The sequence below is a fragment of the Corynebacterium sanguinis genome (assembly GCF_007641235.1).
Taxonomy (GTDB): Bacteria; Actinomycetota; Actinomycetes; order Mycobacteriales; family Mycobacteriaceae; genus Corynebacterium; species Corynebacterium sanguinis.
In genome coordinates, this window is record NZ_CP038157.1 from 369,674 (window position 1) to 394,157 (window position 24,484).

Sequence of the window (24,484 nt, forward strand, 5' to 3'; positions counted from 1 at the left end):
AGCGAATGGAGTTCACACTGCGCCCGGCCAGCGAATCAGACCGCACCTACATCCAGCGCCTCAACTACCTCACCGAGGTGTTCGGCGACGAGTCTGCCCCGCTTGGCGAGTCCTCGCTGCACGGCGTGGCCGAGTACGTCGACCAGTGGGACCCCGAGCGCGACGGCGGAGTCATCGCGTTCGACCCCTACCGCACCCCGGCTGGCGGGGTCTGGTTGCGCTACTGGGCCACCCCCGAGCAGGGCTTTGCAAACCTCGGCCCCGACGTCCCCGAGCTTGCCATCGCCGTGGAGAACCGCTTCGCGGGCCACGCCCTCGGCACGACGCTGCTGCGCGCCGCCTGCGACCTGGCATGGGCCCAGGGGGCGCGGCGCGTGGCCCTGTTCGTAGACCCCAACAACCCTAGGGCGCGGCACCGCTATGAAACGTTCGGGTTCCGCGACGCGCGCGCCGCTAACGTGATGGCGCTTGAGCTCTAGCTAATGACCACCACGAGGTCGCCGCCCTCGACCTTCGTCGCCTTCGTCAGTGCGATGCGCTCGATCGTGCCGTCCTTCGGCGCGGAGATCGCGGCCTCCATCTTCATCGCCTCAATCGTGGCAACCTGGTCGCCCTCTTTGACCTCGTCGCCGACGTTAACCGTGACGTTGACAACCCCGGCGAACGGGGCAGCGACGTGGCCCGGGTTGGACGTGTCGGCCTTCTCCACCTCCGCCACCGAGGACTCCGCGCTCTCGTCGCGCACGCGCAGCGGGCGGACCTGGCCGTTGACGGTGAAGATCACCTGGCGCATGCCCTTTTCGTCGGCGTCGCCGATTGCCTCGAGTCGCACCACCAGCGGGGTCTTTTCCTCGGAGACCTCCCCGTAGTAGATGAGGTTCTCTTCGCCCTCGGTAAGCCCGTAGAAGAACGCCTTGTCGGAGAGCTGGTCGGTAATGCCGTAGGTCCGGCGGTGCTCCAGAAACTCCTCGTACTGCATGGGAAACAGCAGCTTGTCCAGCGCCTCGCGCCGCAGCTTCTCGTCGTCGGATTCCAAAGCCTCCGCAGCCTCGGCGGGGACCTCGACGGTGCGGTTGACCACGGCGCGGTCTTCAAGCGCCTTGTCGCGCAGCTCCGGCCAGCCGCCGGGCGGGGTGCCCAGCTCGCCCTGGAGGAAGCCGATGACCGACTCGGGGATGTCGAACTTGCGCGGGTTCTCGGCGAACACGTGCGGGTCCACACCCGCGCCCACGAGGTGCAGCGCGAGGTCGCCGACCACCTTCGACGACGGCGTCACCTTGGTCGGGCGCCCGAGGATCTCGTTGACCGCGGCGTAGTAGTCCTCGATCAGCTCGAAGCGATCGCCGAGGCCCAGCGCGTTGGCCTGGGTGCGCAGGTTGGAGAGCTGGCCGCCGGGGATCTCGTGCTTGTACACGCGTCCCGTGGGGCCCGGGATGCCGGATTCAAACGGAGCGTACACCTGACGCACGGCCTCCCAGTAGGGCTCCATGTCGGAGACCGCCTCCAGCGAGAGCCCCGTGTCGCGCTCGGTGTTGGCAAACGCGGCGACGAGTGCGGACATCGAGGGCTGCGACGTGGTGCCGGCCAGCGGGGCGGAGGCGACGTCGACAACGTCGGCGCCCGCGGCGGCCGCCGCGAGGTAGGTCGCGAGCTGCCCGCCCGCCGTATCGTGCGTGTGCACGTGGATGGGCAGGTCGAAGCGCTCGCGCAGCGCGCCGACCAGCCGCGTCGCGGCGGCCGGGCGCATCAGGCCGGCCATGTCCTTAATCGCTAGCACGTGCGCCCCGGTGCCCACGATCTCCTCGGCAAGCCGCAGGTAGTAATCCAATGTGTAGAGGTCCTCGGCCGGGTCGAGCAGGTTGCCGGAGTACGCCATCGCCACCTCGGCGACGGTGGTGTTGGTCTCCAGCACGGCGTCGATGGCCGGGCGCATCTGCGAGACGTCGTTAAGAGCGTCGAAGATGCGGAAGATGTCGATGCCGCTGCGGGCGGCCTCCGCGACGAACGCCTTGGTCACGCTGTCCGGGTACGGGGTGTAGCCGACGGTGTTGCGCCCGCGCAGCAGCATCTGCAGGTTCACGTTCGGCAGCACTTCGCGGATCTCGTCGAGACGCATCCACGGCGACTCGTGCAAGAAGCGCATGGCGACGTCGTAGGTTGCCCCGCCCCACGCCTCGACCGAGGTCAGCTGCGGGGTGAGGTGGCCGACGTGCTTCGCCGCGGCGACGAGCGTGTTCGTGCGGATGCGCGTCGCCAAAAGCGACTGGTGCGCGTCGCGGAAGGTCGTCTCGGTGACGCCGAGTGCGGTCTGCTCGCGCAGCTTCTGCGCCCACTTTTCGGGGCCGAGCTCCAGCAGGTCGTCGCGCGAACCGCGCGGCAGATCGCCGTAGTCGCGCTCGGGCAGCTTCTTCGAAGGCGCGATGTTCGTCGGCCGCGGCCCGTTGGGCTGGTTGACGGTGACGTGGCCGACGTAGTCGAGGATGCGGCCGATCTCGTCCGCCGCCGCGGGCGCCTCCAGCAGGTGCGGGTGGTCGGCGATGAAGTTGGTGTTCACGCGCTTGTAGCGGAAGTCGGGGTCGGAAAGCAGCTCGCGCAGGAACCCGATGTTGGTGGAGACGCCCGTGACGCTGAACTCGTTGAGCGCGCGCAGCGAGCGGTCCACGGCGATCTGGAAGTCCTTGCCGCGGCAGGTCATCTTCACCAGCAAGGAATCGAAGTTGGGGGTAATTTCGGTGCCGACGGCAACGGAGCCGTCGAGACGCACGCCCGCACCGCCCGGCGAGCGGTACCCGGTGATCAGGCCGGAGTCCGGGCGGAACCCGTTGGCGGGATCCTCGGTGGTGATGCGGCACTGCAGCGCGGCGCCCGTGATCTGCACGCTCTCCTGGTCCAGGCCGAGGTCCTCAAGCGTCGCGCCCGCCGCGATGTAGAGCTGCGAGCGCACGATGTCCACGCCCGTGACCTCCTCGGTCACGGTGTGCTCGACCTGGACGCGCGGGTTCATCTCGATGAACACGTGGTTGCCGTTCTCGTCGACGAGGAACTCGACCGTGCCTGCACCGGAGTAATTGATCTCCTTGCAGAAGCGCACCGCGTCGGCGCAGATGCGCTCGCGGTGCTCCTGCGTAATGTGCTGCGCCGGCGCGATCTCCACGACCTTCTGGTGGCGGCGCTGCAGCGAGCAGTCGCGCTCGAACAGGTGGATGACGTTGCCCGCGGAATCAGCGAGGATCTGCACCTCGATGTGCTGAGGGTTGATCACCGCGCGCTCGACGTACACCCGCGCATCACCGAAGGCCGCCTCCGCCTCACGCGAGGCTTCCGCCGCGAGCTTTTCGACGTCCTGCTCACGCTCCACGAACCTCATCCCGCGCCCACCGCCGCCCGCCACGGCCTTGACAAAGACGGGGAACTCGAACTCCTTGGCAAACTCCGCGATCTGCGCCGGGTCGTCCGAGGGCTCGGAGTCTTTCAACGTGGGCAGCCCGGTGCGCTCCGCGGCCTGCACGGCGGCTGCCTTATCGCCGGTGAGGTCGAGCGTTTCCGGGCTGGGGCCGATGAAGGTGATCCCGTTCTCGGCGCACTCACGAGCAAGCTCGGCGCGCTCGGAGAGGAAGCCGTAGCCGGGGTAGACGGCATCCGCGCCCGTCTTCTTCGCGGCGGAGATGATCTCGTCGATGTCCAGGTAGGCGCGCACCGGCTGGCCTTCGACGCCGATCTGCACGGCCTCGTCCGCAAACGGGCGGTGGAAGGAGTTGCGATCCTCGCGCGGGTAGACCGCGACCGTTTTGGCCCCGGTCTCGAACGCTGCATGAAACGCCCTCACGGCGATCTCACCCCGATTGGCAACGAGGACTTTGTCAAAGTGCGGAAGCGTGCGAGCCATGGTGGTGGTCCTTTCCCGAGCGGGTGTGGGGTCATGCTAAAGCTGATTCTAACCCCCAAAGAAGGCACACGAGCGGGCTTGAATGTCGCTCTGTGTGGGGGCTTCTGTGATTGTGGGCGCTGGTGGGGGCCAGTGACAAAAGTTGTACCGACGCCGAAAACGACCTGGGAAAATGACAAAAGTTGCACCAGCGGTGCAACTTTTGTCACTCAACCCGTCGGCTAGCGCACGTGGCGCTCATCCGGGCCGTTGTACGCGGCCAGCGGGCGGATGATCGTCGGGTTGCTGTACTGCTCAATGATGTGCGCGGTCCAGCCGGTGATGCGCGCCATGACGAACAGCGGGGTGAAGAACTCGATGTCGAAACCGAGGATGTAGTAGGCCGGGCCGGCCGGGAAGTCCAGGTTCGGCATGATGTGGATCGAGGTATTGTCGTACATGGTCTTGGCCATGATGTCGTAGATCTCGACCCACTTCGCAGCACCCTTATTCGGGTCCTTCGCCTCGTGCTCGGCGGCGAGCTTCTTAAAGCAGGCCTCCATCGTCGGCACGCGCGAGTCGCCCTTCTTGTACACGCGGTGGCCGAAGCCCATGACAAGCTCCTTGTTCTTGAGCTTGTCCAGGGTCCACTCCTCGGCCTTGGCCGGGTCGTCGATCTCGACGAAGTTGTGCATGACGAACTCGTTGGCGCCGCCGTGCAGCGGGCCCTTGAGCGCGCCGATCGCGCCGGTCACAGCGGACCAGGTGTCCGAGTTGGTTGACGTGATCACGCGGGCCGCGAACGTCGAGGCGTTGAAGGAGTGCTCGGCGTAAAGGATCATCGACTTCTCGAATGCCTCGATGTCCGACGGGATCGTCGCGGGCGAGCCCTCGCCGTCGCCGAAGACCATCCAGAGGAAGTTCTCGGCGTAGCCCTTCGCCGGGTCCGGCTCGATGTAGCCCTCACCGCGGCGGCGGCGGATATCAAGCGCCACGATGGTCGGCAGCTTGGTCAGAAGCGTCAGCGCGATGTCGCGGATGTGGTCGGTGTCCTGGGTGAACTTGTGCGGGTCGCGCGTGCCCAGAAACGACACAGCTGTGCGCAGCACGTCCATCGGGTGGCAGTCCTTCGGCATGGCCTCGATGACGCCGATGAGCTCCTCGTCGAGGCCGCGGCGGGCGCGAGCCTTGGCGTAGAACTCCTCAAGCTCCTCGCCGGTGGGCAGCTCGCCGTTCCACAGCAGCAGCGCAACCTCTTCGAAGCTGACGTTGTCGGCGAGCTCCTGAACGGGGTAGCCGCGGTAGAGCAGCGAGTTGGTCTCGGGGTTGACTTTGGAGATGGCAGTGTAGTCAGCGACAACGCCGTAGAGGCCCTTGCGCACTTCTTGCTCGGTCATGGTGGTGCTCCTTACTTACTTCTCAAACGTCGGGCGGTAGTTCTCCGCCGAGTAGGTGAACACGGACTGGTCGAACTGGTTGTACTCGTCGTAGCGCACGAGCTCGTAGAGCCGCGAGCGGTGCTGCATTCGATCCAGCCACGCCTCTTGGGTGCCGGTCTCGGCGATCTCGCGCAGCATCTGCTCGGTCTGCCCCATCGCGGTGCGGAAGGTGGTTACCGGCCAGATCACCGCGTTGTAGCCGATCTCCTCGAGCCTGCCGGCGGGGATCAGCTCGGTCTTGCCGAACTCGGTCATGTTTGCCAGCAGCGGCACGTCGACGGCGGCGCGGAACTTTTCAAAGTCGGCCTCGGAGTAGAGAGCCTCGGTGAAGATCAGGTCTGCGCCGGCGTCGGCGTAGGCCTTGGCGCGCTCGATGGCGGAGTCGATGCCTTCGATCCCGGCGGCGTCGGTACGCGCGCAGATGACGAACGCGTCGTCGCTGCGCTCGCGCACGGCGGCGGTGATGCGGCGCAGCATGAGGTCACGGGGAACGACCTCCTTGCCGTCGAGGTGGCCGCAGCGCTTCGGGTTGACCTGGTCTTCGAGGTGCAGCGCGGCGACCCCGGCCGCCTCGAACTCAGCGACGGTGCGCGCGGAGCTCATGGGCTCTCCGAAGCCGGTGTCGGCGTCGACAAGCACGGGTAGGTTAGTCACGCGCGCGATCTGGCGCGAGCGCGCCGCGACCTCCGTGAGCGTGGTCAGGCCGATGTCGGGCAGGCCCAGGTCGTTGGCCACCACCGCGCCGGAGACGTAGACGCCCTCGAAGCCACCGATGTCCTCGATCAGGCGGGCTACCAGCGGAGAGAACGCGCCCGGCAGCTTCGTGATCGTCGGCGAGGTCAAAGACTCGCGCAGTGCTTGACGACGCTCATGCGGCGTCTTTTCTGGCGCGAACATTAGAAGATGCCTGCCGGGGTCTCGGGAGCCTGCGCGGCTGCTTCCTCGGTGACGCGGACGTTGAGCTCGCGCAGGTCGGTCAGGTTCTCCAGGTCCTGCGCCGCGGCGAGGAAGCGCTCCTGCTCCTCCTCGGAGACGATGCCGGCGGCGAGGGTGCGGAACTTGCGGATGTAGTCCTCGCGGCTGAACGGGCGAGCGCCGAGCGGGTGGGCGTCGGCAACGGCGATCTCGTCGGCGATGACGGAGCCGTCGGTGAACGTGATCACGGCCTTGGCGCCGAACGCCTTCTCGTTCGGGTCGGTGGAGTGGTAGCGGCGGGTCCACTCCGGGTCCTCGACGGTGGACACCTTGTGCCACAGCTCGACCGTCTCGGGGCGGCCGGCGCGCTCCGGGGTGTAGGAGTCGACGTGGTGCCAGGTGCCGTCCTCGAGCGCGACCGCGAACATGTACATGATCGAGTGGTCGAGCGTCTCGCGCGAGGCCGTCGGGTCCATCTTCTGCGGGTCGTTGGCGCCGGTGCCGATGACGTAGTGGGTGTGGTGCGAGGTGTGCAGCACGATGGACTCGATGTCCGCCGTGGTCTTGCCTGCCTCGGCGATGGTCGCCTTCATGCGGCGCGCCAGGTCGATCGGGGCCTGCGCCTGGTACTCCGCGGAGTGCTCCTTGGTGTAGGTGTCCAGGATCGCGCGCTTCTCCTCGCCGTCGGCAGGCAGCGGGACGATGTAGGTGCGCTCCGGGGAGTGCAGCAGCCACGCGATGACGCCGTCCTCGCCCTCCCAGATCGGGGCGGGTGCGCCCTCGCCGCGCATCGCGCGGTCGACGGCCTCGATGGCCATCTTGCCGGCGAACGCCGGGGCGGAGGCCTTCCAGGAGGAGATCAGGCCCTTGCGGGACTGGCGGGTCGCGGTGGTGGTGTGCAGCGCCTGGCCGACGGCCTGGTAGATGGTGTCCACGTCAAGCTCAAGCATGGTGCCGATGCCGGCTGCGGCCGAGGGGCCGAGGTGCGCGACGTGGTCGATCTTGAACTCGTGCAGGGAGATGCCCTTGACCAGGTTGACCTGGATCTCGTAGCCGGTGGCGATGCCGCGGATCAGGGCCTTGCCGTCGAGGTTCTTGTGCTGCGCGACGGCCAAGATCGGCGGGATGTTGTCGCCCGGGTGGGAGTACTCGGCGGCGAGGAAGGTGTCGTGGAAATCGAGCTCGCGCACCGCGGTGCCGTTGGCGAACGCGACCCACTCGGCGGAGTAGTTGCCGTCAACGCCGAAGATGGGGGCACCACCCTCGTTGACGGGGTGAGCCTGGGCCATGACGCGGGCCGAAGTGACGGGGCGGCGTGCGAAAGAGGCCACGGCGACGGAGGCGTTGTCAATGATCCTGTTGATGATCATTTCCTTGGTGTCCTCCGGGACCTCAACCGGGTCGGCTGCGACCTTGGCCACCTTGTAAGCAAGGTGCTCTTCAATCGGGAACTCTTCGGCGGAGCGGCGGGTGCGTACTTCGTGGTTGATCATTTTGGGTGCGTGACTCCTCACATCGCTGGCTTGCATGGTCTACCTCATACTATGGCCCGCGGTGTGACTCGGGCCATGTTCTAACCTGTGAAATTCTGCGTGCAAAAACTCCCCATCCTGTAACATTTGTAAAATCGCAGTTCACGCGAGCGGAAAGGGAGGCGACCACGGTGGCGAAGTTGTTTGCGGGGGGACGGATCCGGACTGTGCGCCGCCAGCACGACCTCACCCAGGTCGACATGGCCCGGCGCATCGGCATCTCCGCCAGCTACCTCAACCAGTTAGAAAACGACCAGCGCCCGCTTACCGTCGCCGTGCTCGTCGAGCTAACGCGCGCCTTTGGCCTCGACCCGGCGTACTTCTCGGGCGACGACGAGCGCCGCACCATCACCGAGCTCTCGGGGCTCCTTCCCGACATCGAGCACGAGGTGCTGCGCGATATTACGGCGCGTTTCCCGGATGTCGCAAAGAGCATCCTCGCCATCCCCTCCCACCTCGGGGTGGGCGCGGCGAACCCTTATGCCGCGGTGCGCACCTTCTTCCAGGACAACCGCAACTACTTCGACGACCTCGACCGCGCCGCCGAGGACCTCGCCTCCGGGGCGCGTGGCCGCCAGGCGCGGCTGACCAGTCTCGCCGCCGCCTTTGACCAAAGGCTCGGCTACACGGTGCGCTTCAACCAGCCCGCCGCCCACGTCGAGGGCGCGCGCTCCGCCATCGACGCCACCGCGCGCGAGCTGCGGCTGCGCGCCGGGCTGACCGAGGCGCAGCAATGCTTCGAGATGGCCTACCACTTCGGTCTGTTAACGCAGGGCCCGCTTATCGACGCCCACTTGAACGCCCACCCCGGCACCAGAGGCCACACCGCCGCGCGCGACATCACCCGCCACGGCCTGGCGCAGTACTTCGCGGCGGCAGTGACCATGCCGTATGCCGAAATCCTCGACGCGGCGGTGAGCACCCGCTATGACATTGAGGTCATCGCATCAAGGTTTGGCACCAGCTTCGAATCCACCTGCCAGCGCCTCGGCACACTGCAGCGCCCGCACGCCGCCGCGGTGCCGTTCTTTTTCATCCGCACCGACCGGGCGGGAAACATCTCGAAGCGGCAATCCACCACGACGTTTCCCTTCGCGGTGGCCGGCGGCACGTGCCCGCTGTGGGTGGTGCACCGGGCCTTTGACACCCCCAACCGCGTGACCAGGCAGGTCTCGGTGATGCCGGACGGATCTACGTACCTGTGGGTCGCGCGCATGGTGCAGGGCCCGACCTCCGGGTTCGGTGCGCCGCGCCAGGAAAACGCCGTGGCGCTGGGCTGCGACATCACGCACGCGCCGCAGATGATTTACGCCGACGGCTTGGACCTGCGGCCGGACTCCGCCACCCCGATCGGCCCGGGCTGCGAGATGTGCCCGCGCGATCGCTGCCCGCAGCGGGCCTTCCCGAAGCTTTAGTCCAGGTCCGTCGAGCCCACCAACCGCCGCGCAGCCTCCGTGATCGAGCCGGAAAGCGAGGGGTAGACCGCCATGGACTCGGCGAGCTGGGCGACGCTGAGGTTGTTGGTCACCGCAATCGTGATGGACAAGATGAGCTCGGAGGCGGTCGGGGCGACGATGACGCCGCCGAGCACCTGGCCGGAGCCCTTGCGGGCGAAGATCTTGACAAAGCCGTGCTGCAGCGAACGCATCTTCGCGCGCGGGTTGGTCTCGAGGTCCAGCTTGATTACATCCGCGTCGACCTCGCCGTTGGTGATCTGCTGCTCGGTCACACCGACCGCGGCGATCTCGGGGCGGGTGAACACGGCGTTGCCCACCGTCTTCAGTCGCAGCGGCTCAACGCCCTCGCCGAGCGCGTGGTGGATGGCGATGCGACCCTGCATCGCGGCGACAGAGGCCAGCGGCATGAGGTCGGAGCAGTCGCCCGCCGCGTAGATGCCCGCGACGTTCGTGCGCGAGACACGGTCGACGTGGATGTGGCCCGACGGGGTCATGGCCACGCCGTTGGCCTCCAGGCCGAGGTCCTTGGTGTTGGGGATGGAACCGATTGACATGATGCAGTGAGATCCGGTGATTTCCCGGCCGTCCTTCGTGGTCACCACGACCTGATCGCCGGTATTGACCACGCTGTGGGCGTAGGAGTCCTTGACCACTTCCACGCCGCGGCCGGCCAGGACGGTCTCGAGCACGTCGGCGGCGTCGGCGTCGTCATGCGGCAGGATACGGCTGCCGGAGGACACCATGGTCACCTTCACCCCGAGCTCGGCGAACGCCGAGACGAACTCCGCACCCGTGACACCCGAGCCGACCACGATGAGGTGCTCCGGCTGCTCAATGAGGTCGTAGACCTGGCGCCAGTTGAGGATGCGCTTGCCGTCCGGCTCCGCGCCCTTGATCACGCGCGGGGACGCGCCGGTGCACACCAGCACCATGTCGGTATCGACGCGCTCGAAGGTGCCGTCCGGGTAGGTCACCTTCACGCTGTGGGTGGTGTGTCCCGTCTGCTGCGACGACAAGGCACCGTGGCCGCGGATGATCTTCACCCCGGCGCGCTCTAGTTGGACCTTGACGTCACGGGCCTGCTCGGACGCCAGCGCTACCACACGGTTGTTCAACGCGGTGATCATCAAGCTCGCCTCGCCGAGGCCGTGGTTCAAGCCCATGTCGTCGGCGCGGCGCAGGTCCGTCTTGATGTTCGACGCTGCGATGAACCCCTTCGAGGGCACGACGTCGAGGTTGATCGCGGAGCCGCCAACGCCGTGATTTTCAATCAGGGTGATATCCGCCCCGTACTTCGAACCGGCCAGTGCCGCCTCGTAGCCCGCTGGGCCACCACCGATGATGACGATCTTTTTGGACACCTGGGTTTTCCTCCGTGATGGGCTCGACGTACAACTGCCAGTCGCGTTAACCGACGCAAGTCTACAGTCACCCAGCGTCGCTAGCGAGGGCAGCGAAATACTTCTCCACCACCGCGCCGAACAGGCGCACCCCGACGGCGATGGATTTTTCGTCCACGTTCAGATCGCCCTGGTGCAGGTCCTGCTTCTCACCCTTACCGTCCCACGCGCCGAGGCGGACCATGGCGCCGGGGACGTGCTCGAGGTACCAGGAGAAGTCCTCCCCGCCGGAGGACTGCGGCGTGGTCACCACGGCGTGGGGGTCGACGGAGCGGCCCGCTTGGACGATCAGGGCGGTCGCGATGTCGTCGTTAAGCACGGGCGGCACTCCGCGCGTGTAGTTGAGCTCGAACTCGCAGCCGGTCGGGGCGAGGATCTGGGCGATGAGCTCGCTGGTCAGCTCCTCGATGGAGCGCCAGGTGGTGATGTCGGAGGTGCGAATGGTGCCCTTGAGCAGGGCGGATTTCGGAATCGCGTTGGGCGCATCGCCCGCCTCGACCGCGCCGAACACCACGACGGTGCCGGTGCGCGGATCCACCCGGCGCGACAACAGCGCGGGCAGCTGGGTGATCACCGCGCCCGCGGCGTAAACCACGTCGGCGGTCATCTGCGGCCGCGAGGTGTGCCCGCCGGGGCCGGTGATCTCGATCTCGAGGACGTCGGAGGCCGAGGTGATCGCGCCCGTGCGCACCCCGATCTGGCCGACGCGCAGCGACGGCTCGACGTGCAGGGCGTAGATCGCGGAGACGTTTTGCAGCCCACCCCAGCGGATCACGTCCACTGCGCCGCCGCCCATGACCTCCTCCGCAGGCTGGAAGATGATCCGGATGCCGTAGTCCAAATCCAGCTCCGCGAGTGCGCAGGCCAGCGCCATACAGATGGTGGTGTGCACGTCGTGGCCGCAGGAGTGCGACACCCCCGGGGTGCCCGAGGCGAACTCAAGCCCGGAGATTTCGGCCACGCTGAGCGCGTCGATATCCGCGCGGAAGGCAAGCCGCTCGCCGTCGGCGGGGCCAAGGTCGACGTAGAGGCCCGTGCCGGGGAAGGGCACGGGGTTAAGGCCGTGCTCGCAAAGCACTTCGGAGATAAACGCGGTGGTGGCGACCTCTTCGTGGGACAGCTCGGGGTGGGCGTGGATATGTCGGCGCCACTGCGTCACCGTGGCCTCGTTGGCGCGTATCCACTCGCCAACGGCGGTGGCGATGCCGGATCCTGTGCCCACGTGTGTCCTCCTGCTTGTAGCCCGGAATTTTTCGTATCCGGGCTGAGTCTAGCAACTAGACCAAGCGGTTCATCACTCGGTGGTGCCCCACGCAGTGTTCGAAGTGCTCGAAGCGCGGCGGGTACGTCGCGGTGCCGCTGACAAGGTAGGTCGCGTGGAAACGAGCTGTGTCCTCCGGGCTTGCCGGCCATACCGCGCACACCTGCATGACCGCCGCGGCGTCCTCGGCGCAGCGCGCCTTGACCACCGATTCCGACGCCGGCAGCAGCGCTACCGGCGGCACGTGCAGCGCGTGCGCGATGCGGTACACCGTCGACAGCGTCGGGTCCGCCGAGCGCGACATGTTGTACTGGTTGCGCTCAATGTTCGAGATCAGGCTGCGCGAGACCCCCGACAGCTCCGCGAGCCGCCGCTGACTCAGCCCCCTCATCTCGCGAAGCGCGCGCAGGCGCTCTGCCAGCACAAACCCGTAGCTTGCCCAGTTGGATTGCGGCATGATGTCCGCCATAACAGCCCCCCCGCTGTGTATGTCCCCCCTTACCCGACGGGTCCCAACCCTACTACAGGAAAATGTTGCGCGGGCCGTACAGCCGATCGCCCGCATCGCCCAAACCGGGCACGATGTAGGCATCGTCGTTGAGCTGCGGGTCAATCGCCGCGGTCACCAGCCGCACGTCAGGGCTATGGGCCGCAAGCTTATCGACGCCCGCACGCGCCGACACAATACAAATGCAGGTGATATCGTCCGCGCCACGCCCCTTGAGCAGGTCCAGCGCATAGATCAGAGAGCCGCCGGTGGCCAGCATGGGGTCGACGACGAACACCGGCTGGCCGGAGAGGTCTTCGGGCAGCGCCTCGAGGTACGGCACCGGCTCGTGGGTGGTCTCGTCGCGGGCCAGGCCGATGAAGCCGACCTGGGCGTCGGGGATCATCGACAGCGCCGGGTCGATCATGCCCAGGCCCGCGCGGATGATCGGCACGATGATTGGCGGCTTGGCCAGCCGGGTGCCCTCCGCCTCGCCGACGGGGGTGCGGCAGGTAAACGTTTCCACCGCCAGCCCGCGTGACGCCTCGTAGATCAGCATCGCGCCAAGGTCGGCGAGCGCGGCCCGGAACGCCGCGTTGTCGCTGCGCTCGTCGCGCATGATGGTCAGCCGCGAGGCGGCGAGGGGGTGATCGACGATCGAGATGTCCATGATCCCCATGCTAGTTGCCAAACTTGCTCGCCGAGGGAACCTGGTGGGCCCTGGAGCAGTCAAATAAGGCCATGAGAACTTTTGTCGTTGACGCTTCCGAGGTTGCTGCGCTGACGTCGTCGTTGCGCACCGCGGCAACCCAGATCACGGACATCCCACCTCACACCCCGAACGATTTCGGGCCGACGGCTGCCTTCCGCACTGCGCTCGCTTCGGCGATCGGGCATGTCAACGACCGTGCCGGCCAGCTGCGCGCCGAGGCGCTGCGCCTCGCCGACGTCATGGAACTCACCGTGGACGCCTCAACCAGCGTCGACGGAAACTTCGCGCGTGATCTCAGGGCGGTGCTGTAGATGATCTCACCACCTGAGGTGATGCGCGCGGTCGCCGCCTCGCTTCCGCCGCAGTTCAACCCAGTTGAAGTCACGCCACTGCCGGGCCTGGAATCGGTCGTTGATCTCGCGCGCATCGTGGAGGGGGACCCTTCCCGGTTTATGGACGCCGCGAGCACCCTCGCGACGCAGCGCGGGGACATCGATCGCTCCATGTCCGCCGCGGCGGAGTTGCTCGCCCAGGCTGCCGCTGACATCGTCGCGGTGGGTCAGCGCTACCTCGCCGAGGCGGCGACGCTGATCGCCCTCTCCCTCACGCCAACCGGGATGGCGTCCGCCGCCCTCAAGCTCGCGGAGCTCGCTTCGCGCGCGTTAGGCGAGGTCAACGAGCGCCTGATGCGGCTCGAGCGCGACCTTGACCCGCACACCAAGCTCATGACCGGCATTGCCGATTCCCTGCTCGCCGAGGAGCCGCTGCAGGCAACGCCCGACGCCCAACGCGCCACGGACGAGCTGCGCGCCCTGACGCAGCCGGTCGCGATGGAGCCTGCCTCAGAAACCACCGAGCACGTGCTGCCGCCGGAGCCAACCGGCGATGCGGGTCCCGCGAGCGAGGGCAGCGCCGTGGGGCGCGCCGCGGTGGAGGCCGCGCGCAGCCAGCTGGGCACGCCGTACCAGTGGGGAGGGACCTCGCCCGGCGGTTTCGACTGCTCGGGGCTGACCTCGTGGGCCTACCGGCAAGCCGGCGTGGAGCTGCCGCGGATGGCGCACGAGCAGGCCATCGGCGTGCAAGTCCCCTACGACCAGCTCCAACCCGGCGACCTGGCGGTGTGGGACGGCCACGTGGCCATGTACGCCGGCGACGGGATGTACATCGAAGCCGGCGACCCGGTGCAGATGAACCCGGTGCGAACGCAAAACCTCGACATGGGGTTCAAGGGCTTCTGGCGCCCGACGGGCTAGCGGTTGAGTAGAGTTTTGCACCATGAGCACCCGCGCGATTGTTCCGGTCACACTCTCACTCACCCAGGGCGATTTCTGCACCCTGTGGGCCCCCGCTTGGAAGGAAAACGGGACGCAGTGGCAGGCGTTTCTCGGCGACGAGACCTCCGTCCTCGTCTTCGACTCCCCGGCCCACATGCTGGCCTTCCTCGACTCGGGCCTGCCCCACGACCTGGTAGATCACCCGCAGTGGGCGCAGTTCAACGCCCAAGGCGACGACCGCGTCGTGCCGGATGACAGGAACTTCTACGACATCGTCGGCGCCCCCGCCTACCTCGCCGGGCGGCCGAGCCACGAGAACGTCTCCAAGCTGGCCAAAGTGTTCCAGATCTCGCGCTCGCTTGCCGACGTCGCCTCCGCCAACGAAGCCCAGATCTTCTTCGCCTCCCACTCGGTGCTGGGCAACGTTGCCCGCGGCTCGGAGCACTACGCGGGCGAGAACGGCTTGGAGGAGTGGTCCGGAGTCGGCCGTGCTGTGCTGGCGAACTGGGCAGAGGTTGTCCACTCACTCGACGCGAGTGTCCGGATCGTTGACGAGGCGTCGTTTAGCGAAGGCGAAGTCGCCGCCGCCGAGGAGCGCATCGCCGCCGCCCAGAGCACGCGTGCAGCGCAGGCCGAGAAGGCGAAGGAGGAGGCGCAGCGTCGCGCCGCGAACGCCGACCCCTACGACGGCTCCGCGTGGTTCAACGCCGGCATCGACCCGGTGAAGATCACCATGCAGGGTACGAGCGTGTACACGCTACGCACCTACCTCGGCACAGCGCCGGTGTTTTTGGGCAAGTACGGCGAGATTTTCACCTTCCCCTCCAGCAAGCAGTTGCTGCGGTGGATCGTGGAGAACGACGACCACGAGCTCGCCGAGGTGTCCACCTGGCCGGACCTGGTCAACCTCGCCAACGCGGGAGAGCTCGAGATCACTGTCCACCCGGACAACGCGTACTCCTTTAACGGCATCGCCGCGGACATTGAGAAGGGCCCGGACGCCGTCGACACCGCGCAGATGGCCAAGGCCTACGAGCTGCTCGCCGACGCCGCCGACTGGGCGAAGGACGACTCCCTGAATTCCCTGCTGCTGGCGAATCCCCGCATGCAGGACTACCTCGCCTACATGCTCGGCTCCACCGAGGCCAGCGGATACGTCCCGACCGCGCCGTTTACAGACAAGGCGCAGACGTGGAAGGACATGGAAGACCAGCTGATCAAGCGCTTCTCCAAGTTCTAAGCCGCACCCCGTAGACAACCCGTTCTATGATGGCGGGCTGTGAATCCCGATCAGGTCGATCCGATCATTGAATCCATCTATCACTGGCTTGATTTAAGTGGCGTGCTCATCATGGGCACGATCGGCGGAACGATCGCTCGGCAGCGCGGCTACGACATCGTCGGCTTCCTCTTCATCGCGATGGTCTCGGCGCTCGGCGGGGGCATGCTTCGCGACGTCCTCATCAACGAAGGCACCGTCGCCGCGATGAGCGAACCCGCCTACCTGATCCTCGCGTTCACCGGCGCCCTGATCGGGCGCGAACCTACTTCAAGGGCGACACCTGGGAAAAAGTGCGCGACCACGGTGACGCGCTTATCTCCGCCCTGTGGGCCTCAGTCGGCGCGTTCAAGGCGATCACGTTCGGGTTACCGGTTTTGCCGACGATCATGATGGGCGTGTTCACCGCCACGGGCGGAAGCATGATCCGCGACGTGCTGATCGGGCGCGAACCTGCGGTGTTCGGCAACAATCAGCCAACGGTGGTGCCCGCGATCGCCGGTGCCGTCGTCACGCTCATTGGCGCGAACACGGGCCACCTCGCGCTCGGCGCGGTGGCGGGGCCGCTGACCAGCTTCACTATTTCCATGATCGCCTACTACCGCGCCTGGCGCGTGCCCACCTCCCCGCAGTTCGCCCCGGTCAACACCACCGCATCGCAGCTTGCCGACGTGGCCAAGCGCGGCGTTCACAAGCTCGAGCCCGAGCGCGTGCGCGACTGGCGCCACGCCACGCTCAGCCGGGTTCTGGCCCGCGAGCTCAGCGATAGCGCGAATTCCCCCGGCACGCGCGAAGACACCGAGGTGCGCGTTGCCGCCTCCACCGGCGGCAAGGGGTTTGGGTTTGATAAAGACGGCACGTCCTACGCCGACTCCGCCAACGACTCCGACGCCCCCGCCGTGGACGAGAAAGATGTCCAGGAGGGGCTCGTCGAGTTGATCCTGTCCGACTCGGAACTGTCCGACATGCTCGCCAAACGCTTGGCGGAGCGGGACGGCGAAGGGCGCGACGGCAAGCAGAAGTGCGAGCCGCGCTAGTGTGCCTTAAAGCGCCGTGGTGCCGAAGGCCCAGCCGACTCCGAAGGTCACCGCCAGGCCGAGCGCGCCGCCGATAACGAGCCGGAGCACGGCGCGCTTCGGATCTGCGCCGCCGATCCGCGCCGACACCGCTCCCGTGATCGCGAGGGCGACGAGGGTGACCACGAACGTCACCGGCACCCGCCACGCGTCCGGCGGAAGCAGCACAGCTGCCAGCGGGAGCAACGCGCCCAGCGAAAACGCGATGAAGGAGGCGATGGCCGCGGACCACGGGTTGACCAGGTCCTCTTCGTTGATGCCGTAGTGGACCTCGAGGTGCGCCTTGAGCGGATCGGCAGCGGTGCGCTCTGTGGCTACCTGGGTCGCCGTTTCCCGGCTCAGTCCCGTCGCCTCGTAGGCGGCGACAAGGTGCGCGAACTCGCTGTCCGGATCGGCGTTGTGCAGTGCCGTTTCCTTGGCAATGTAGGCGCGCTCGGTGTCGCGCTGCGAGGACACGGAGACGTACTCCCCCAGCGCCATCGACACAGCGCCGCCGATGACGGCCGCAATGCCGGCCGTCGCGATTGCCCTGATGTCGGAGGTCGCGCCTGCCACACCAACGACAACCGCCGCAGTGGAGACGATGCCGTCGTTGGCGCCAAGCACTGCGGCGCGCAGCTTGTTGAGTTGTTCGTTCAGGCCCACGCTCGCCGGAGCACCTTGCGTTTCTTTCGTTGACATAGTCGATATCTTGCGCCTGCACCACCGTGTACGCAAGCGAGGAAAGGCTAAGTTTACGCAGGTCATAAGGTTTTTTGGTGAGGCTATCCTCACTGTGAGGCAATAACGCGCACCTCAAAGCGCGACCGACGTAACCAACGGGCGTAAAGTTCGCCGCGATGCGTACCACACGACGAACTGCGACCTTCCTCGCCTGCGCGATCCTGATCGGCGCGGCCCAGCCCGCGGCATGGGCCCAGGAGGAATCCACGCCGGCGACCTCAACGCGCGACACCATGCCTAATACCGACGGCTGCCCGCACGCCACGTGGCCGCCGGAGCCGCGGACAACGTCGGAAGCAGCGGCCGCCGGCAGCCCCGCCCCGCTGCCCGTCGGATACCAGGGCCCATGTGGCGTGAGTACCCCTGCAGGCTTCGCCGTCGGCGAGGAAGTCCTCGCCTCCGCGTGGCTGGTTGCGGACCTGGACACCGGCGAGGTTGTGGCGATGAAAGACCCCCACGGCCGTTACCGGCCCGCATCAATCATCAAAGTGCTGCTCGCGCTCGTGGCTATCAACGAGCTCCCCTTGGACAAGCAGGTCACCGTTAGCGCTGAATCGGCGAACATGGAAGGGTCCGCGGCGGGTATCGGCGCCGGCGGTGTCTACACCGTCAACGACTTACTCCACGGCCTGCTGATGGCCTCGGGCAACGACACCGCGCACGCCCTGGCACAAGAGCTCGGCGGCGACGAGGCGACCTTGCAAAAGGTCAATGCGCTGGCGCAGCAACTCGGCATGAACGACACCCGGGTGGCCACCTACACCGGCCTGGATCGCCCCGGCATGTCGAGCTCCGCGTGGGACATGGCGCTCGCCTACCGCGCCGCCTTTGGCAACGAGACGTTTGCTCGGATCGTCGACACGCAGTCGTACCCCTTCCCCGGCTTCGACGATTTGCCCGGCTTCGAGCTGTGGAACGACAACGCGCTCTACCTCAACGATCCCGAGGGCATCGGCGGCAAGACCGGCTATACCGACGACGCCAACCACACTTTTGTCGGCGCTGTGAACCACGACGGCCGGCACCTTGTGGCCGTTGTCCTCGACACCACCGTGAACAAGGCCCGAGCCTGGCAGCAAGCACAGCAGCTGCTCCACGAGTCCTACAGGTTTGGCCCCGGCACGTCCGTGGCCACGCTCGAGGCTGCGTCCTCCCAGGCGCCTACCGCGTTGCAAACGCCGACGGCCACCGCTCAGGCCCCTGGCGGGGCCGCGGTGGCCGAAGCTCAGGCAGGGCCCGGTTCGCGGGCTCTGCCGTGGTTGCCGGTAGCGATTGTCGGCGCCGTGCTGGCGCTGGCCGGCGCAGCCGTGATTGCTAGTCGCGCGTTAACAACGACATCAGGCCGACACCGAGGGCGCCGAGGGCAGCGCCGACGCCGATAGCGGTTCCCTTGACCGGCTTGGCCTGGGTCGCGGCGGCCGCGCGCACGTTAATCACGGCGGGCTCGGGCACCTCGGTCTTTTGCATGGCCAGGGATTCCTCGGTGGTCGCGGTCCATGCTGAAACGTAGAGCACCACACGCCAGATGAGGTAGAGCACGACCATCAGCGCGATGATCGGGCCGAAGATCGCGCCGGCCGGGTTGTTCGTGGCGGAGCTGACGATCACGGTGGCGAACTGTTTGATCAGCTCGAAGGCGACAGCACCCAAAAGCGCGCCCTTGAGCCCGGAGCGCCACGGCACCTTCGTGCGCGGCATGAAGATGACCAACCACGCCATCACGAGGAAGTTGGCGAAGATACCCGCGGCAAGCCCGACGAGCCAGACGACGAAGCGCGCGCCGGGGAAGTTACCCAGCCCGAAGTAGTCCATCAGGTCACTGGTGAATGACGATGCACCAATCGCGGTGACCGCGAAAGCGAGGATGAACAGGAGGATCAGCCCGATCAGGCCGAGCAGGTCCCACAGCTTCTTCACGATGAAGTTGCCGCCCTCGTTAGCGTCGAGCTTCCACATCGCGGAGATGCCGACGCGCAGGTTGTTCATCCAGCCGAGGCCGGACCACAGGGTGGTGAGCAAACCGATTCCGGCGACGGCGCCGCGCTGCGCGATGGCGGAGTCGATTAACTGCGACATCACGCCGCCGATCTCACCACCGAGGTTGTTCTCAAGCTGTACGCGGATCTGCTCAATCATCTCCGGGCGATTGGCTAGGAAGAAGCCCATGCCAGCGAAGAGAAGCATCGTCAGCGGGAACAGCGCCAGCACGGAGAAATACGTAATGCCTGCGGAAAACTGGTTTCCGCCCTCCGTCGCGAAGCGCTCGTTCATGCGTATCAGGTGCGCGACGAACGGCGACTTCTTGGCCACCTTGTCGGCGGGCCCGTTGTCCTGCTGCTTACTCGCGCGCTCAATGCCCTGCTCGTCCTGGTACGCCTTGCGGGGCGCGGTGGAGGTCGCCATAAGCTGTCCTTCCGTGATCGGGTTTTGTTTAATTTTCACCTGTGGCAACACAGTTTAGGCCAAGTTTTGCCAGCTAGTTTGCCAACGGGTGGTTGCTAGCGGGCGGGGGCGAGGAAGCCCACCCTTTCGTAGACTTCTGCCAGCAGGGGCTCGGAGACCTCGCGGGCGCGCTCGGCGCCGCGGGCCAGGATGCCTTCAAGCTCGGCGGGGTCGGCCATGAGCTCGTCGTAACGCGTGCGCAGCGGGGTGGTAAACGCCTCGAGCGCTTCGGCCGTGTCGCCCTTTAGGGCGCCGTAGCCTTGGCCCTCGTAGCCGGCGACCAGGGTGTCAATGTCCGTGCCCGTGAGCGCGGACTGGATCACCAGCAGGTTCGACACTCCCGGCTTGTTGTCCTTGTCGTAGGCGATAACGCCGTCGTTGTCCGTGACTGCGGACTTGATGCGCTTGGTCGACGTCTTCGGGTCGTCGAGAAGGTTGATCAAGCCCTTCGGGTTCGCCCCCGACTTCGACATCTTCGCCGTCGGGTCTTGGAGGTCGTAGATCTTCGCCGCGCCCTCGGGGATGAAGCCCTCGGGTACGACAAAGGTCTCTCCGAAGCGCGAGTTGAAGCGCTCCGCCAGGTTACGGGTCAGCTCCAGGTGCTGGCGCTGGTCCTCGCCCACCGGCACGAGCTGCGGCGAGTACAGCAAAATGTCGGCCGCCATGAGCACCGGGTACGTAAACAGGCCGACGGTGGCACGGTCCTGGCCCTGCTTCGCCGCCTTGTCTTTGAACTGCGTCATGCGCGACGCCTCGCCGAACCCGGTCAGGCACTGCAGCACCCAGGTCAGCTCCGCGTGGGCGGGGACGTGGGATTGGACGAACAGCGTAGACACGTTCGGGTCAATGCCGAGCGCGATCAGCTGGGCGCACCCCTTGAGCGTGCGCTCGCGCAGCTCCGCGGGGTCCTGGTCGACCGTGATCGCGTGCAGGTCGGGGATGAAGTAGAACGCGTCGTGGCCTTCCTGCAGGTCAATCCACTGCTTCAGCGCCCCGAGGTAGTTGCCCAGGTGGTAGGAATCGGCGGTCGGCTGAATGCCGGAGAGAACTCGCTGCTGTTCGGTCATGGTTGGTCATTCTAGCGGCGAGTGTTGACACGCTCAGCCCACGGGTTATATAGTTACCCACATGAGTGGTAAACCCATATACATGGAGATCGCTGATCAGCTCCGCGATCTCATCGCCTCCGGGCAGCTCGGCCCCGGCGACCGCGCCCCGTCGACCAACGAGCTGTCCCACTTCCACTCCGTCAACCCCACCACCTCCGCCAAAGCACTCACCGAACTCCAGCAGGAAGGCCTGCTGGAAAAGCGCCGGGGCTTGGGCATGTTCGTGCTGCCCACCGCCCGCGAGCAGGTCCTGCGCACCCGCCGCGAGGCTTTCCGCGACACCTTCATCACCCCCCTTATGCACGAGGCCAAGCAACTTGGCATCTCAACCGACGAACTCACCGCGATGATCACCCAGGAGAACTCGTAAATGACCATTCACCACTCCCCCGGTATTAGCGCCTTGATCGGCCCCCAACGCCGCCGGCAAGACTCACTACCTGCGCTCACTGATCGGCCCCGACGCGGCGTACATCCCCGCGGCCGCCGACGCCCTCTTCGCTGGCCGTACCGTCGCTGACCACATCGCCTGGGCCCGCGAGGCGACACCGCGCGCGGCCTTGACGCTGCCGTTCGACACCTCCACGCGGCTGAGCAAGCTCTCCGTCGGCCAGCGGCGCGAGCTCACCTTTACCCTCGCCCTCGCAGCAGCCAAGCCGCTGCTGCTTCTCGACGAGCCCTTCGACGGCCTCGACGCCGCCACGCGCGCCCGGCTGCGCAACAACCTGATCGATTTCGTCGCAGCCGACGACACCCGCGTGGTCATCATGGCGTCGCACCGCAGCGAGGATCTAGCGGGGCTCGCCGACCGCGTCATCCGCGTCTTCGACCAAGTCACCTCGCAGCCGCTGCTGCTTGACGACGCCCGCGCGTCGTTTCCGGTGCTCACGGGGCGTAAGGCGGACGTCGACAAGCTGATCGCGGGCCGTGACGTGATTGCCGCCCAGTCCCTGGGGCCGACTCTTCGCGCCCAGCTCGCCGAACCCTGTACCGGCGCCGACGGTGCCGACGGTGTCGAGCTGACCTACCCGAACGACGCCGAACTCATCGACCTGCTTGCTACCCGAAAGGCCTAACACCGCTATGAAGCTCTTCCTCGGTCCCCACAGTTTCCTCCTCACCATTGGCGTCATCGCACTGGCCGTGGCGGTGGGCGCAGCAGGCCGCTTCTACGCCGGCGACGGCACGACGTGGACACTCCTGTCCGCGATTGTGCTCTTCGGGCTGACTGCCTACTTCGCCGACAAGTGGGCGGCACTCAACCAGCTCGGGGCGAGCTACGGCCGCTGGCTCGGCGGGGCGGCTGCCTTTAGCGCGATAAGTGCGGTCATCCTGACGGCAGCAAACGTCGTCGCCGGCCAGGTGATGTGGACGAACAACCCCTGGTACCGGCTTTACGACGTCCTGCTGATCACCCAGGGCGACACCCCGTTTGTCGACACCAACGGCGAGCCCTACATGGTGGACAACGCCGGCCAGAACGCCACGACGATCACGCTGACCGTGCTTCTCACCTTTGCCCTCTTCGCCGTCGCGGCGATGGTGGGCATCGCCACCGGGATTGCCGGCAGGAACCGCGGGGCGTTTGCAATCCTCATGGCCGCCACTGTGATCGGTGGCCTAGTGGCCGGATTTACCTACGCGGCGTTGACCGAGACGGTGGAAATCGGCGGCGACATAATTCCACGAACCGCACCCAACGCGGGGTCGATCGCGCTCGCCGCTGTCTTGACCGCACTCGCCCTTGGCGCCGCCTGGGTGATTGCGCGCGCCCCGCGGTTTATCCGCTAGCCCTTGCTGTTGCCCTTGCGCTTGTGGCGCACGGGCGCTTGCTCCGCGACCATGCGTACCTTGCGGTAGACGCGCCGCGCGCCGGGGATCTTGCGCCCGCGGGTGCGCACGAAGCTTGCCAGCTCGTCTTTGGGGTCGATCTGCGCCGCTCTTTCCTCGTCGTAGTCGAAGATCGGCAGCGACCACCTGAACCGGAGCGACAGCAGGCGCGTGACAAACACGAAGATCACGGCCACGATCGTGACTATCCACTCGGGCACCCCTGCCGCCATCAGCCCCATGTACACGACGGTGCCCAGCACCGCGATGGAGGCGTAGAGCTCCTCGCGAAACACCAGCGGCACCCGGCCGGAGAGGATGTCGCGCATCACGCCACCGGAAACACCCGTGGTCACGGCGGCAACGGCGGCGATGATGAACCCGTGCCCGAGCGACAGGGCGATCTGGATACCCAGCACCACAAACGCCGCCAGGCCGACGGCGTCGGCGACGAGGAAGAACTTGCGTAGCTGGTACATCAGCCAGTTAATCCGCACGGTCACCACGGACGCAATCACCGTGACCAGCAAGAACCGCGGCTCGTCAACCCAGGTCAGGGGGTAGTTGCCCAAGATGACGTCACGCACGGTGCCGCCGCCGAGCGCGGTCAGTGCCCCGAGGGTGATCACCCCGAACAGGTCCATCCGCACGCGGCCCGCGGCGACGGCGGCGGTCATGGACTCGGCGATGATGCCGATGACAAACAGCGTGGTCAGCAGCTCGGGCATGCTCACGCCGAGCATCTTCAAAGACTCCACGGGCGCTTAAGCGTACTCGACCATCAGCGGCGAGTGGTCGGACCAGCGCTGCTCCACCGTCGGCGCCTTTTCCACCCACGTGCGCTGGGCACGCTCAAGCATCGCGGCGGTCGCCGCCTGGACGTCGATACGCCAGCCCGCGTCGTTGTTGAACGCCTGGCCGCGGAAGGTCCACCAGGTGTACGGCGCGGTGTCGGGCTCGAGCCTGCGCGCAACGTCGAACCACTTCGGGTCCGCATTCGCTTGCCGACGCCCCGTCGACGCGTAATCCACCGCGCCCGCCCAGGAGTAGAGCGATTTCGCTTCCAGGTCCTGAGCCTCATCGTCCGGAAAGACGCCGAACACGGCGTCCATGAACGCGCGCTCGTCGGAGAGGAACCCGGACTTCTTCTGGTTGGTCTTCCAGTTCTTCAAGTCCTCGCGGCGGTGGCAGATGTTCCAATCCCCGCCAATGACCATGTTCGGGTACTCGCTCGCCCAGAACTCCAGCAGCGGCTCGAACGAATCGAGGAAGCGGTACTTCTCGTCCTGCTTCTCCGTGCCCGCCGAACCGGAAGGAAGGTAGAGCGACGCGACGCGGACGTCGTCAAGCGTGCCGGCGATGAACCTGCCGGAATCCTCGAAGGATGTGATGCCTATCTCCACGTCCTCCAACTGTGACCTGCTCAAAATTCCCACGCCCGCACGACCCTTCGCGCCGGGGGCTTCGGCGGGGGCGATCACGAGGTGCCAGCCCGCCTCCAGCGCGGGGGCGAGTACCGCACGCGCCTGGTCCACGCTGGCACGAACCTCCTGCATAAGAACGATGTCGGCAGTGGTCGTTTCCAGCCACGCGAGCATTCCGGGGTTCAACTCGTTGCGGACCTTGGTGGCGGCGCGGATGCCGTTGACGTTGACAGACGCGATCGTGAGACTCATGCGTGTC

The 24,484-nt window shown here is 66.5% G+C and carries 24 protein-coding genes; 11 read left to right on the forward strand and 13 right to left on the reverse strand.

The genetic code is table 11. The features are described from left to right. Positions 1-5 precede the first annotated feature (5 nt). Entirely contained in the window at positions 6-479 is a 474-nt protein-coding gene (locus E3227_RS01785; protein WP_136650890.1) for a GNAT family N-acetyltransferase, read from the forward strand. Here E3227_RS01785 and E3227_RS01790 read toward each other — a convergent pair. From E3227_RS01790 to prpD, 4 genes are all read right to left on the reverse strand, one after another. Beyond that, positions 476-3,886 (reverse strand): pyruvate carboxylase, encoded by a 3,411-nt coding sequence (locus E3227_RS01790; RefSeq protein WP_144317365.1) that lies wholly within the window; start codon positions 3,884-3,886, stop codon positions 476-478. The two genes, E3227_RS01785 and E3227_RS01790, sit on opposite strands and share 4 nt — an antisense overlap. 221 nt (positions 3,887-4,107) lie before the next feature. Further along, positions 4,108-5,262, reverse strand: a complete 1,155-nt coding sequence (locus E3227_RS01795) for a bifunctional 2-methylcitrate synthase/citrate synthase (RefSeq protein WP_144317366.1) — start codon at positions 5,260-5,262, stop codon at positions 4,108-4,110. Between the two features lie 15 nt (positions 5,263-5,277). Beyond that, the gene (gene prpB / locus E3227_RS01800) at positions 5,278-6,201 is read right to left on the reverse strand and encodes a methylisocitrate lyase (RefSeq protein WP_136650887.1); all 924 of its coding nucleotides are present in this window, start codon (positions 6,199-6,201) and stop codon (positions 5,278-5,280) included. Then, positions 6,201-7,712, reverse strand: coding sequence for a 2-methylcitrate dehydratase PrpD (gene prpD, locus E3227_RS01805; RefSeq protein WP_144317367.1), 1,512 nt, complete (start codon positions 7,710-7,712; stop codon positions 6,201-6,203). The genes prpB and prpD overlap by 1 nt, the downstream gene beginning before the upstream one ends. Positions 7,713-7,882: 170 nt before the next feature. Between prpD and E3227_RS01810 the strand changes: the two genes are divergently transcribed. Further along, positions 7,883-9,166: a helix-turn-helix domain-containing protein gene (locus E3227_RS01810; RefSeq protein ID WP_136650885.1), complete on the forward strand. Its 1,284-nt coding sequence runs from the start codon at positions 7,883-7,885 to the stop codon at positions 9,164-9,166. Here E3227_RS01810 and E3227_RS01815 read toward each other — a convergent pair. The 4 genes from E3227_RS01815 to upp all read right to left on the reverse strand — a co-directional run bounded on the left by E3227_RS01815 (position 9,163) and on the right by upp (position 13,026). Continuing rightward, on the reverse strand, positions 9,163-10,569 hold the full coding sequence (locus E3227_RS01815; RefSeq protein WP_136650884.1) for an NAD(P)H-quinone dehydrogenase: 1,407 nt from the start codon (positions 10,567-10,569) through the stop codon (positions 9,163-9,165). The two genes, E3227_RS01810 and E3227_RS01815, sit on opposite strands and share 4 nt — an antisense overlap. A 67-nt stretch (positions 10,570-10,636) precedes the next feature. Then, on the reverse strand, positions 10,637-11,830 hold the full coding sequence (locus E3227_RS01820) for an amidohydrolase (RefSeq protein WP_144317368.1): 1,194 nt from the start codon (positions 11,828-11,830) through the stop codon (positions 10,637-10,639). A 55-nt stretch (positions 11,831-11,885) separates the two neighbouring features. Beyond that, positions 11,886-12,338 carry a helix-turn-helix domain-containing protein gene (locus tag E3227_RS01825; protein WP_136650882.1) on the reverse strand — a complete coding sequence of 151 codons (453 nt, stop codon included), beginning with the start codon at positions 12,336-12,338 and terminating at the stop codon, positions 11,886-11,888. 52 nt (positions 12,339-12,390) lie between these two features. Then, positions 12,391-13,026, reverse strand: a complete 636-nt coding sequence (gene upp, locus E3227_RS01830) for a uracil phosphoribosyltransferase (protein WP_181729566.1) — start codon at positions 13,024-13,026, stop codon at positions 12,391-12,393. A 71-nt stretch (positions 13,027-13,097) separates the two neighbouring features. On the opposite strand from upp, the gene E3227_RS01835 reads away from it, so the two are divergent. Genes E3227_RS01835 through E3227_RS01850 form a run of 5 tightly spaced genes read left to right on the forward strand, consistent with a single transcriptional unit; the run spans position 13,098 to position 16,658 of the window. Beyond that, the gene (locus E3227_RS01835; RefSeq protein WP_136650881.1) at positions 13,098-13,379 is read left to right on the forward strand and encodes a hypothetical protein; all 282 of its coding nucleotides are present in this window, start codon (positions 13,098-13,100) and stop codon (positions 13,377-13,379) included. Next, positions 13,380-14,321: a C40 family peptidase gene (locus E3227_RS11795; RefSeq protein ID WP_136650880.1), complete on the forward strand. Its 942-nt coding sequence runs from the start codon at positions 13,380-13,382 to the stop codon at positions 14,319-14,321. It abuts the gene before it with no gap. A 22-nt stretch (positions 14,322-14,343) separates the two neighbouring features. Further along, entirely contained in the window at positions 14,344-15,582 is a 1,239-nt protein-coding gene (locus E3227_RS01845) for a hypothetical protein (RefSeq protein WP_144317369.1), read from the forward strand. 39 nt (positions 15,583-15,621) lie between these two features. Continuing rightward, positions 15,622-16,014: a trimeric intracellular cation channel family protein gene (locus E3227_RS11835; RefSeq protein WP_311196704.1), complete on the forward strand. Its 393-nt coding sequence runs from the start codon at positions 15,622-15,624 to the stop codon at positions 16,012-16,014. Then, positions 15,915-16,658 carry a trimeric intracellular cation channel family protein gene (locus E3227_RS01850; RefSeq protein WP_309485224.1) on the forward strand — a complete coding sequence of 248 codons (744 nt, stop codon included), beginning with the start codon at positions 15,915-15,917 and terminating at the stop codon, positions 16,656-16,658. Before E3227_RS11835 ends, E3227_RS01850 begins: the two co-directional genes overlap by 100 nt. 6 nt (positions 16,659-16,664) lie before the next feature. On the opposite strand, the gene E3227_RS01855 is transcribed toward E3227_RS01850, so the two are convergent. Then, on the reverse strand, positions 16,665-17,378 hold the full coding sequence (locus tag E3227_RS01855) for a VIT1/CCC1 transporter family protein (protein WP_144317370.1): 714 nt from the start codon (positions 17,376-17,378) through the stop codon (positions 16,665-16,667). Between the two features lie 158 nt (positions 17,379-17,536). Here E3227_RS01855 and E3227_RS01860 point away from each other — a divergent pair, with 158 nt between their 5' ends. Then, complete coding sequence (locus E3227_RS01860; protein ID WP_144317371.1) at positions 17,537-18,802, forward strand: D-alanyl-D-alanine carboxypeptidase family protein; 1,266 nt, start codon at positions 17,537-17,539, stop codon at positions 18,800-18,802. On the opposite strand, the gene E3227_RS01865 is transcribed toward E3227_RS01860, so the two are convergent. Both E3227_RS01865 and trpS read right to left on the reverse strand, forming a co-directional pair. Then, a complete protein-coding gene (locus E3227_RS01865; RefSeq protein ID WP_144317372.1) occupies positions 18,735-19,823 on the reverse strand; it encodes a YhjD/YihY/BrkB family envelope integrity protein in 1,089 nt (362 codons plus the stop codon). The genes E3227_RS01860 and E3227_RS01865 overlap by 68 nt on opposite strands. A gap of 95 nt (positions 19,824-19,918) precedes the next feature. Next, positions 19,919-20,929, reverse strand: a complete 1,011-nt coding sequence (gene trpS, locus E3227_RS01870; protein WP_144317373.1) for a tryptophan--tRNA ligase — start codon at positions 20,927-20,929, stop codon at positions 19,919-19,921. 61 nt (positions 20,930-20,990) lie between these two features. Between trpS and E3227_RS01875 the strand changes: the two genes are divergently transcribed. The 3 genes from E3227_RS01875 to E3227_RS01885 all read left to right on the forward strand — a co-directional run bounded on the left by E3227_RS01875 (position 20,991) and on the right by E3227_RS01885 (position 22,762). After that, the gene (locus E3227_RS01875) at positions 20,991-21,341 is read left to right on the forward strand and encodes a GntR family transcriptional regulator (RefSeq protein ID WP_144317374.1); all 351 of its coding nucleotides are present in this window, start codon (positions 20,991-20,993) and stop codon (positions 21,339-21,341) included. Positions 21,342-21,531: 190 nt separating this feature from the next. Then, a complete protein-coding gene (locus E3227_RS01880; RefSeq protein ID WP_170228608.1) occupies positions 21,532-22,047 on the forward strand; it encodes an ATP-binding cassette domain-containing protein in 516 nt (171 codons plus the stop codon). A 7-nt stretch (positions 22,048-22,054) separates the two neighbouring features. Next, on the forward strand, positions 22,055-22,762 hold the full coding sequence (locus tag E3227_RS01885; RefSeq protein ID WP_144317376.1) for a hypothetical protein: 708 nt from the start codon (positions 22,055-22,057) through the stop codon (positions 22,760-22,762). On the opposite strand, the gene E3227_RS01890 is transcribed toward E3227_RS01885, so the two are convergent. Both E3227_RS01890 and E3227_RS01895 read right to left on the reverse strand, forming a co-directional pair. Beyond that, a complete protein-coding gene (locus E3227_RS01890) occupies positions 22,759-23,559 on the reverse strand; it encodes a trimeric intracellular cation channel family protein (RefSeq protein WP_246062720.1) in 801 nt (266 codons plus the stop codon). The genes E3227_RS01885 and E3227_RS01890 overlap by 4 nt on opposite strands. A gap of 6 nt (positions 23,560-23,565) precedes the next feature. Next, complete coding sequence (locus tag E3227_RS01895) at positions 23,566-24,477, reverse strand: exodeoxyribonuclease III (RefSeq protein WP_144317377.1); 912 nt, start codon at positions 24,475-24,477, stop codon at positions 23,566-23,568. Positions 24,478-24,484: the final 7 nt, after the last annotated feature.

What these genes read in the sequence shown, in the direction of transcription:
- E3227_RS01785 (WP_136650890.1), top strand. Translation starts at nt 6, where the DNA reads ATGGAGTTCACACTGCGCCCGGCCAGCGAATCAGACCGCACCTACATC.
- E3227_RS01790 (WP_144317365.1), bottom strand. Translation starts at nt 3,886, where the DNA reads ATGGCTCGCACGCTTCCGCACTTTGACAAAGTCCTCGTTGCCAATCGG.
- E3227_RS01795 (WP_144317366.1), bottom strand. Translation starts at nt 5,262, where the DNA reads ATGACCGAGCAAGAAGTGCGCAAGGGCCTCTACGGCGTTGTCGCTGAC.
- prpB (WP_136650887.1), bottom strand. Translation starts at nt 6,201, where the DNA reads ATGTTCGCGCCAGAAAAGACGCCGCATGAGCGTCGTCAAGCACTGCGC.
- prpD (WP_144317367.1), bottom strand. Translation starts at nt 7,712, where the DNA reads ATGATCAACCACGAAGTACGCACCCGCCGCTCCGCCGAAGAGTTCCCG.
- E3227_RS01825 (WP_136650882.1), bottom strand. Translation starts at nt 12,338, where the DNA reads ATGGCGGACATCATGCCGCAATCCAACTGGGCAAGCTACGGGTTTGTG.
- upp (WP_181729566.1), bottom strand. Translation starts at nt 13,026, where the DNA reads ATGGACATCTCGATCGTCGATCACCCCCTCGCCGCCTCGCGGCTGACC.
- E3227_RS01835 (WP_136650881.1), top strand. Translation starts at nt 13,098, where the DNA reads ATGAGAACTTTTGTCGTTGACGCTTCCGAGGTTGCTGCGCTGACGTCG.
- E3227_RS11795 (WP_136650880.1), top strand. Translation starts at nt 13,380, where the DNA reads ATGATCTCACCACCTGAGGTGATGCGCGCGGTCGCCGCCTCGCTTCCG.
- E3227_RS01845 (WP_144317369.1), top strand. Translation starts at nt 14,344, where the DNA reads ATGAGCACCCGCGCGATTGTTCCGGTCACACTCTCACTCACCCAGGGC.
- E3227_RS01855 (WP_144317370.1), bottom strand. Translation starts at nt 17,378, where the DNA reads ATGTCAACGAAAGAAACGCAAGGTGCTCCGGCGAGCGTGGGCCTGAAC.
- E3227_RS01860 (WP_144317371.1), top strand. Translation starts at nt 17,537, where the DNA reads ATGCGTACCACACGACGAACTGCGACCTTCCTCGCCTGCGCGATCCTG.
- E3227_RS01865 (WP_144317372.1), bottom strand. Translation starts at nt 19,823, where the DNA reads ATGGCGACCTCCACCGCGCCCCGCAAGGCGTACCAGGACGAGCAGGGC.
- trpS (WP_144317373.1), bottom strand. Translation starts at nt 20,929, where the DNA reads ATGACCGAACAGCAGCGAGTTCTCTCCGGCATTCAGCCGACCGCCGAT.
- E3227_RS01875 (WP_144317374.1), top strand. Translation starts at nt 20,991, where the DNA reads ATGAGTGGTAAACCCATATACATGGAGATCGCTGATCAGCTCCGCGAT.
- E3227_RS01885 (WP_144317376.1), top strand. Translation starts at nt 22,055, where the DNA reads ATGAAGCTCTTCCTCGGTCCCCACAGTTTCCTCCTCACCATTGGCGTC.
- E3227_RS01895 (WP_144317377.1), bottom strand. Translation starts at nt 24,477, where the DNA reads ATGAGTCTCACGATCGCGTCTGTCAACGTCAACGGCATCCGCGCCGCC.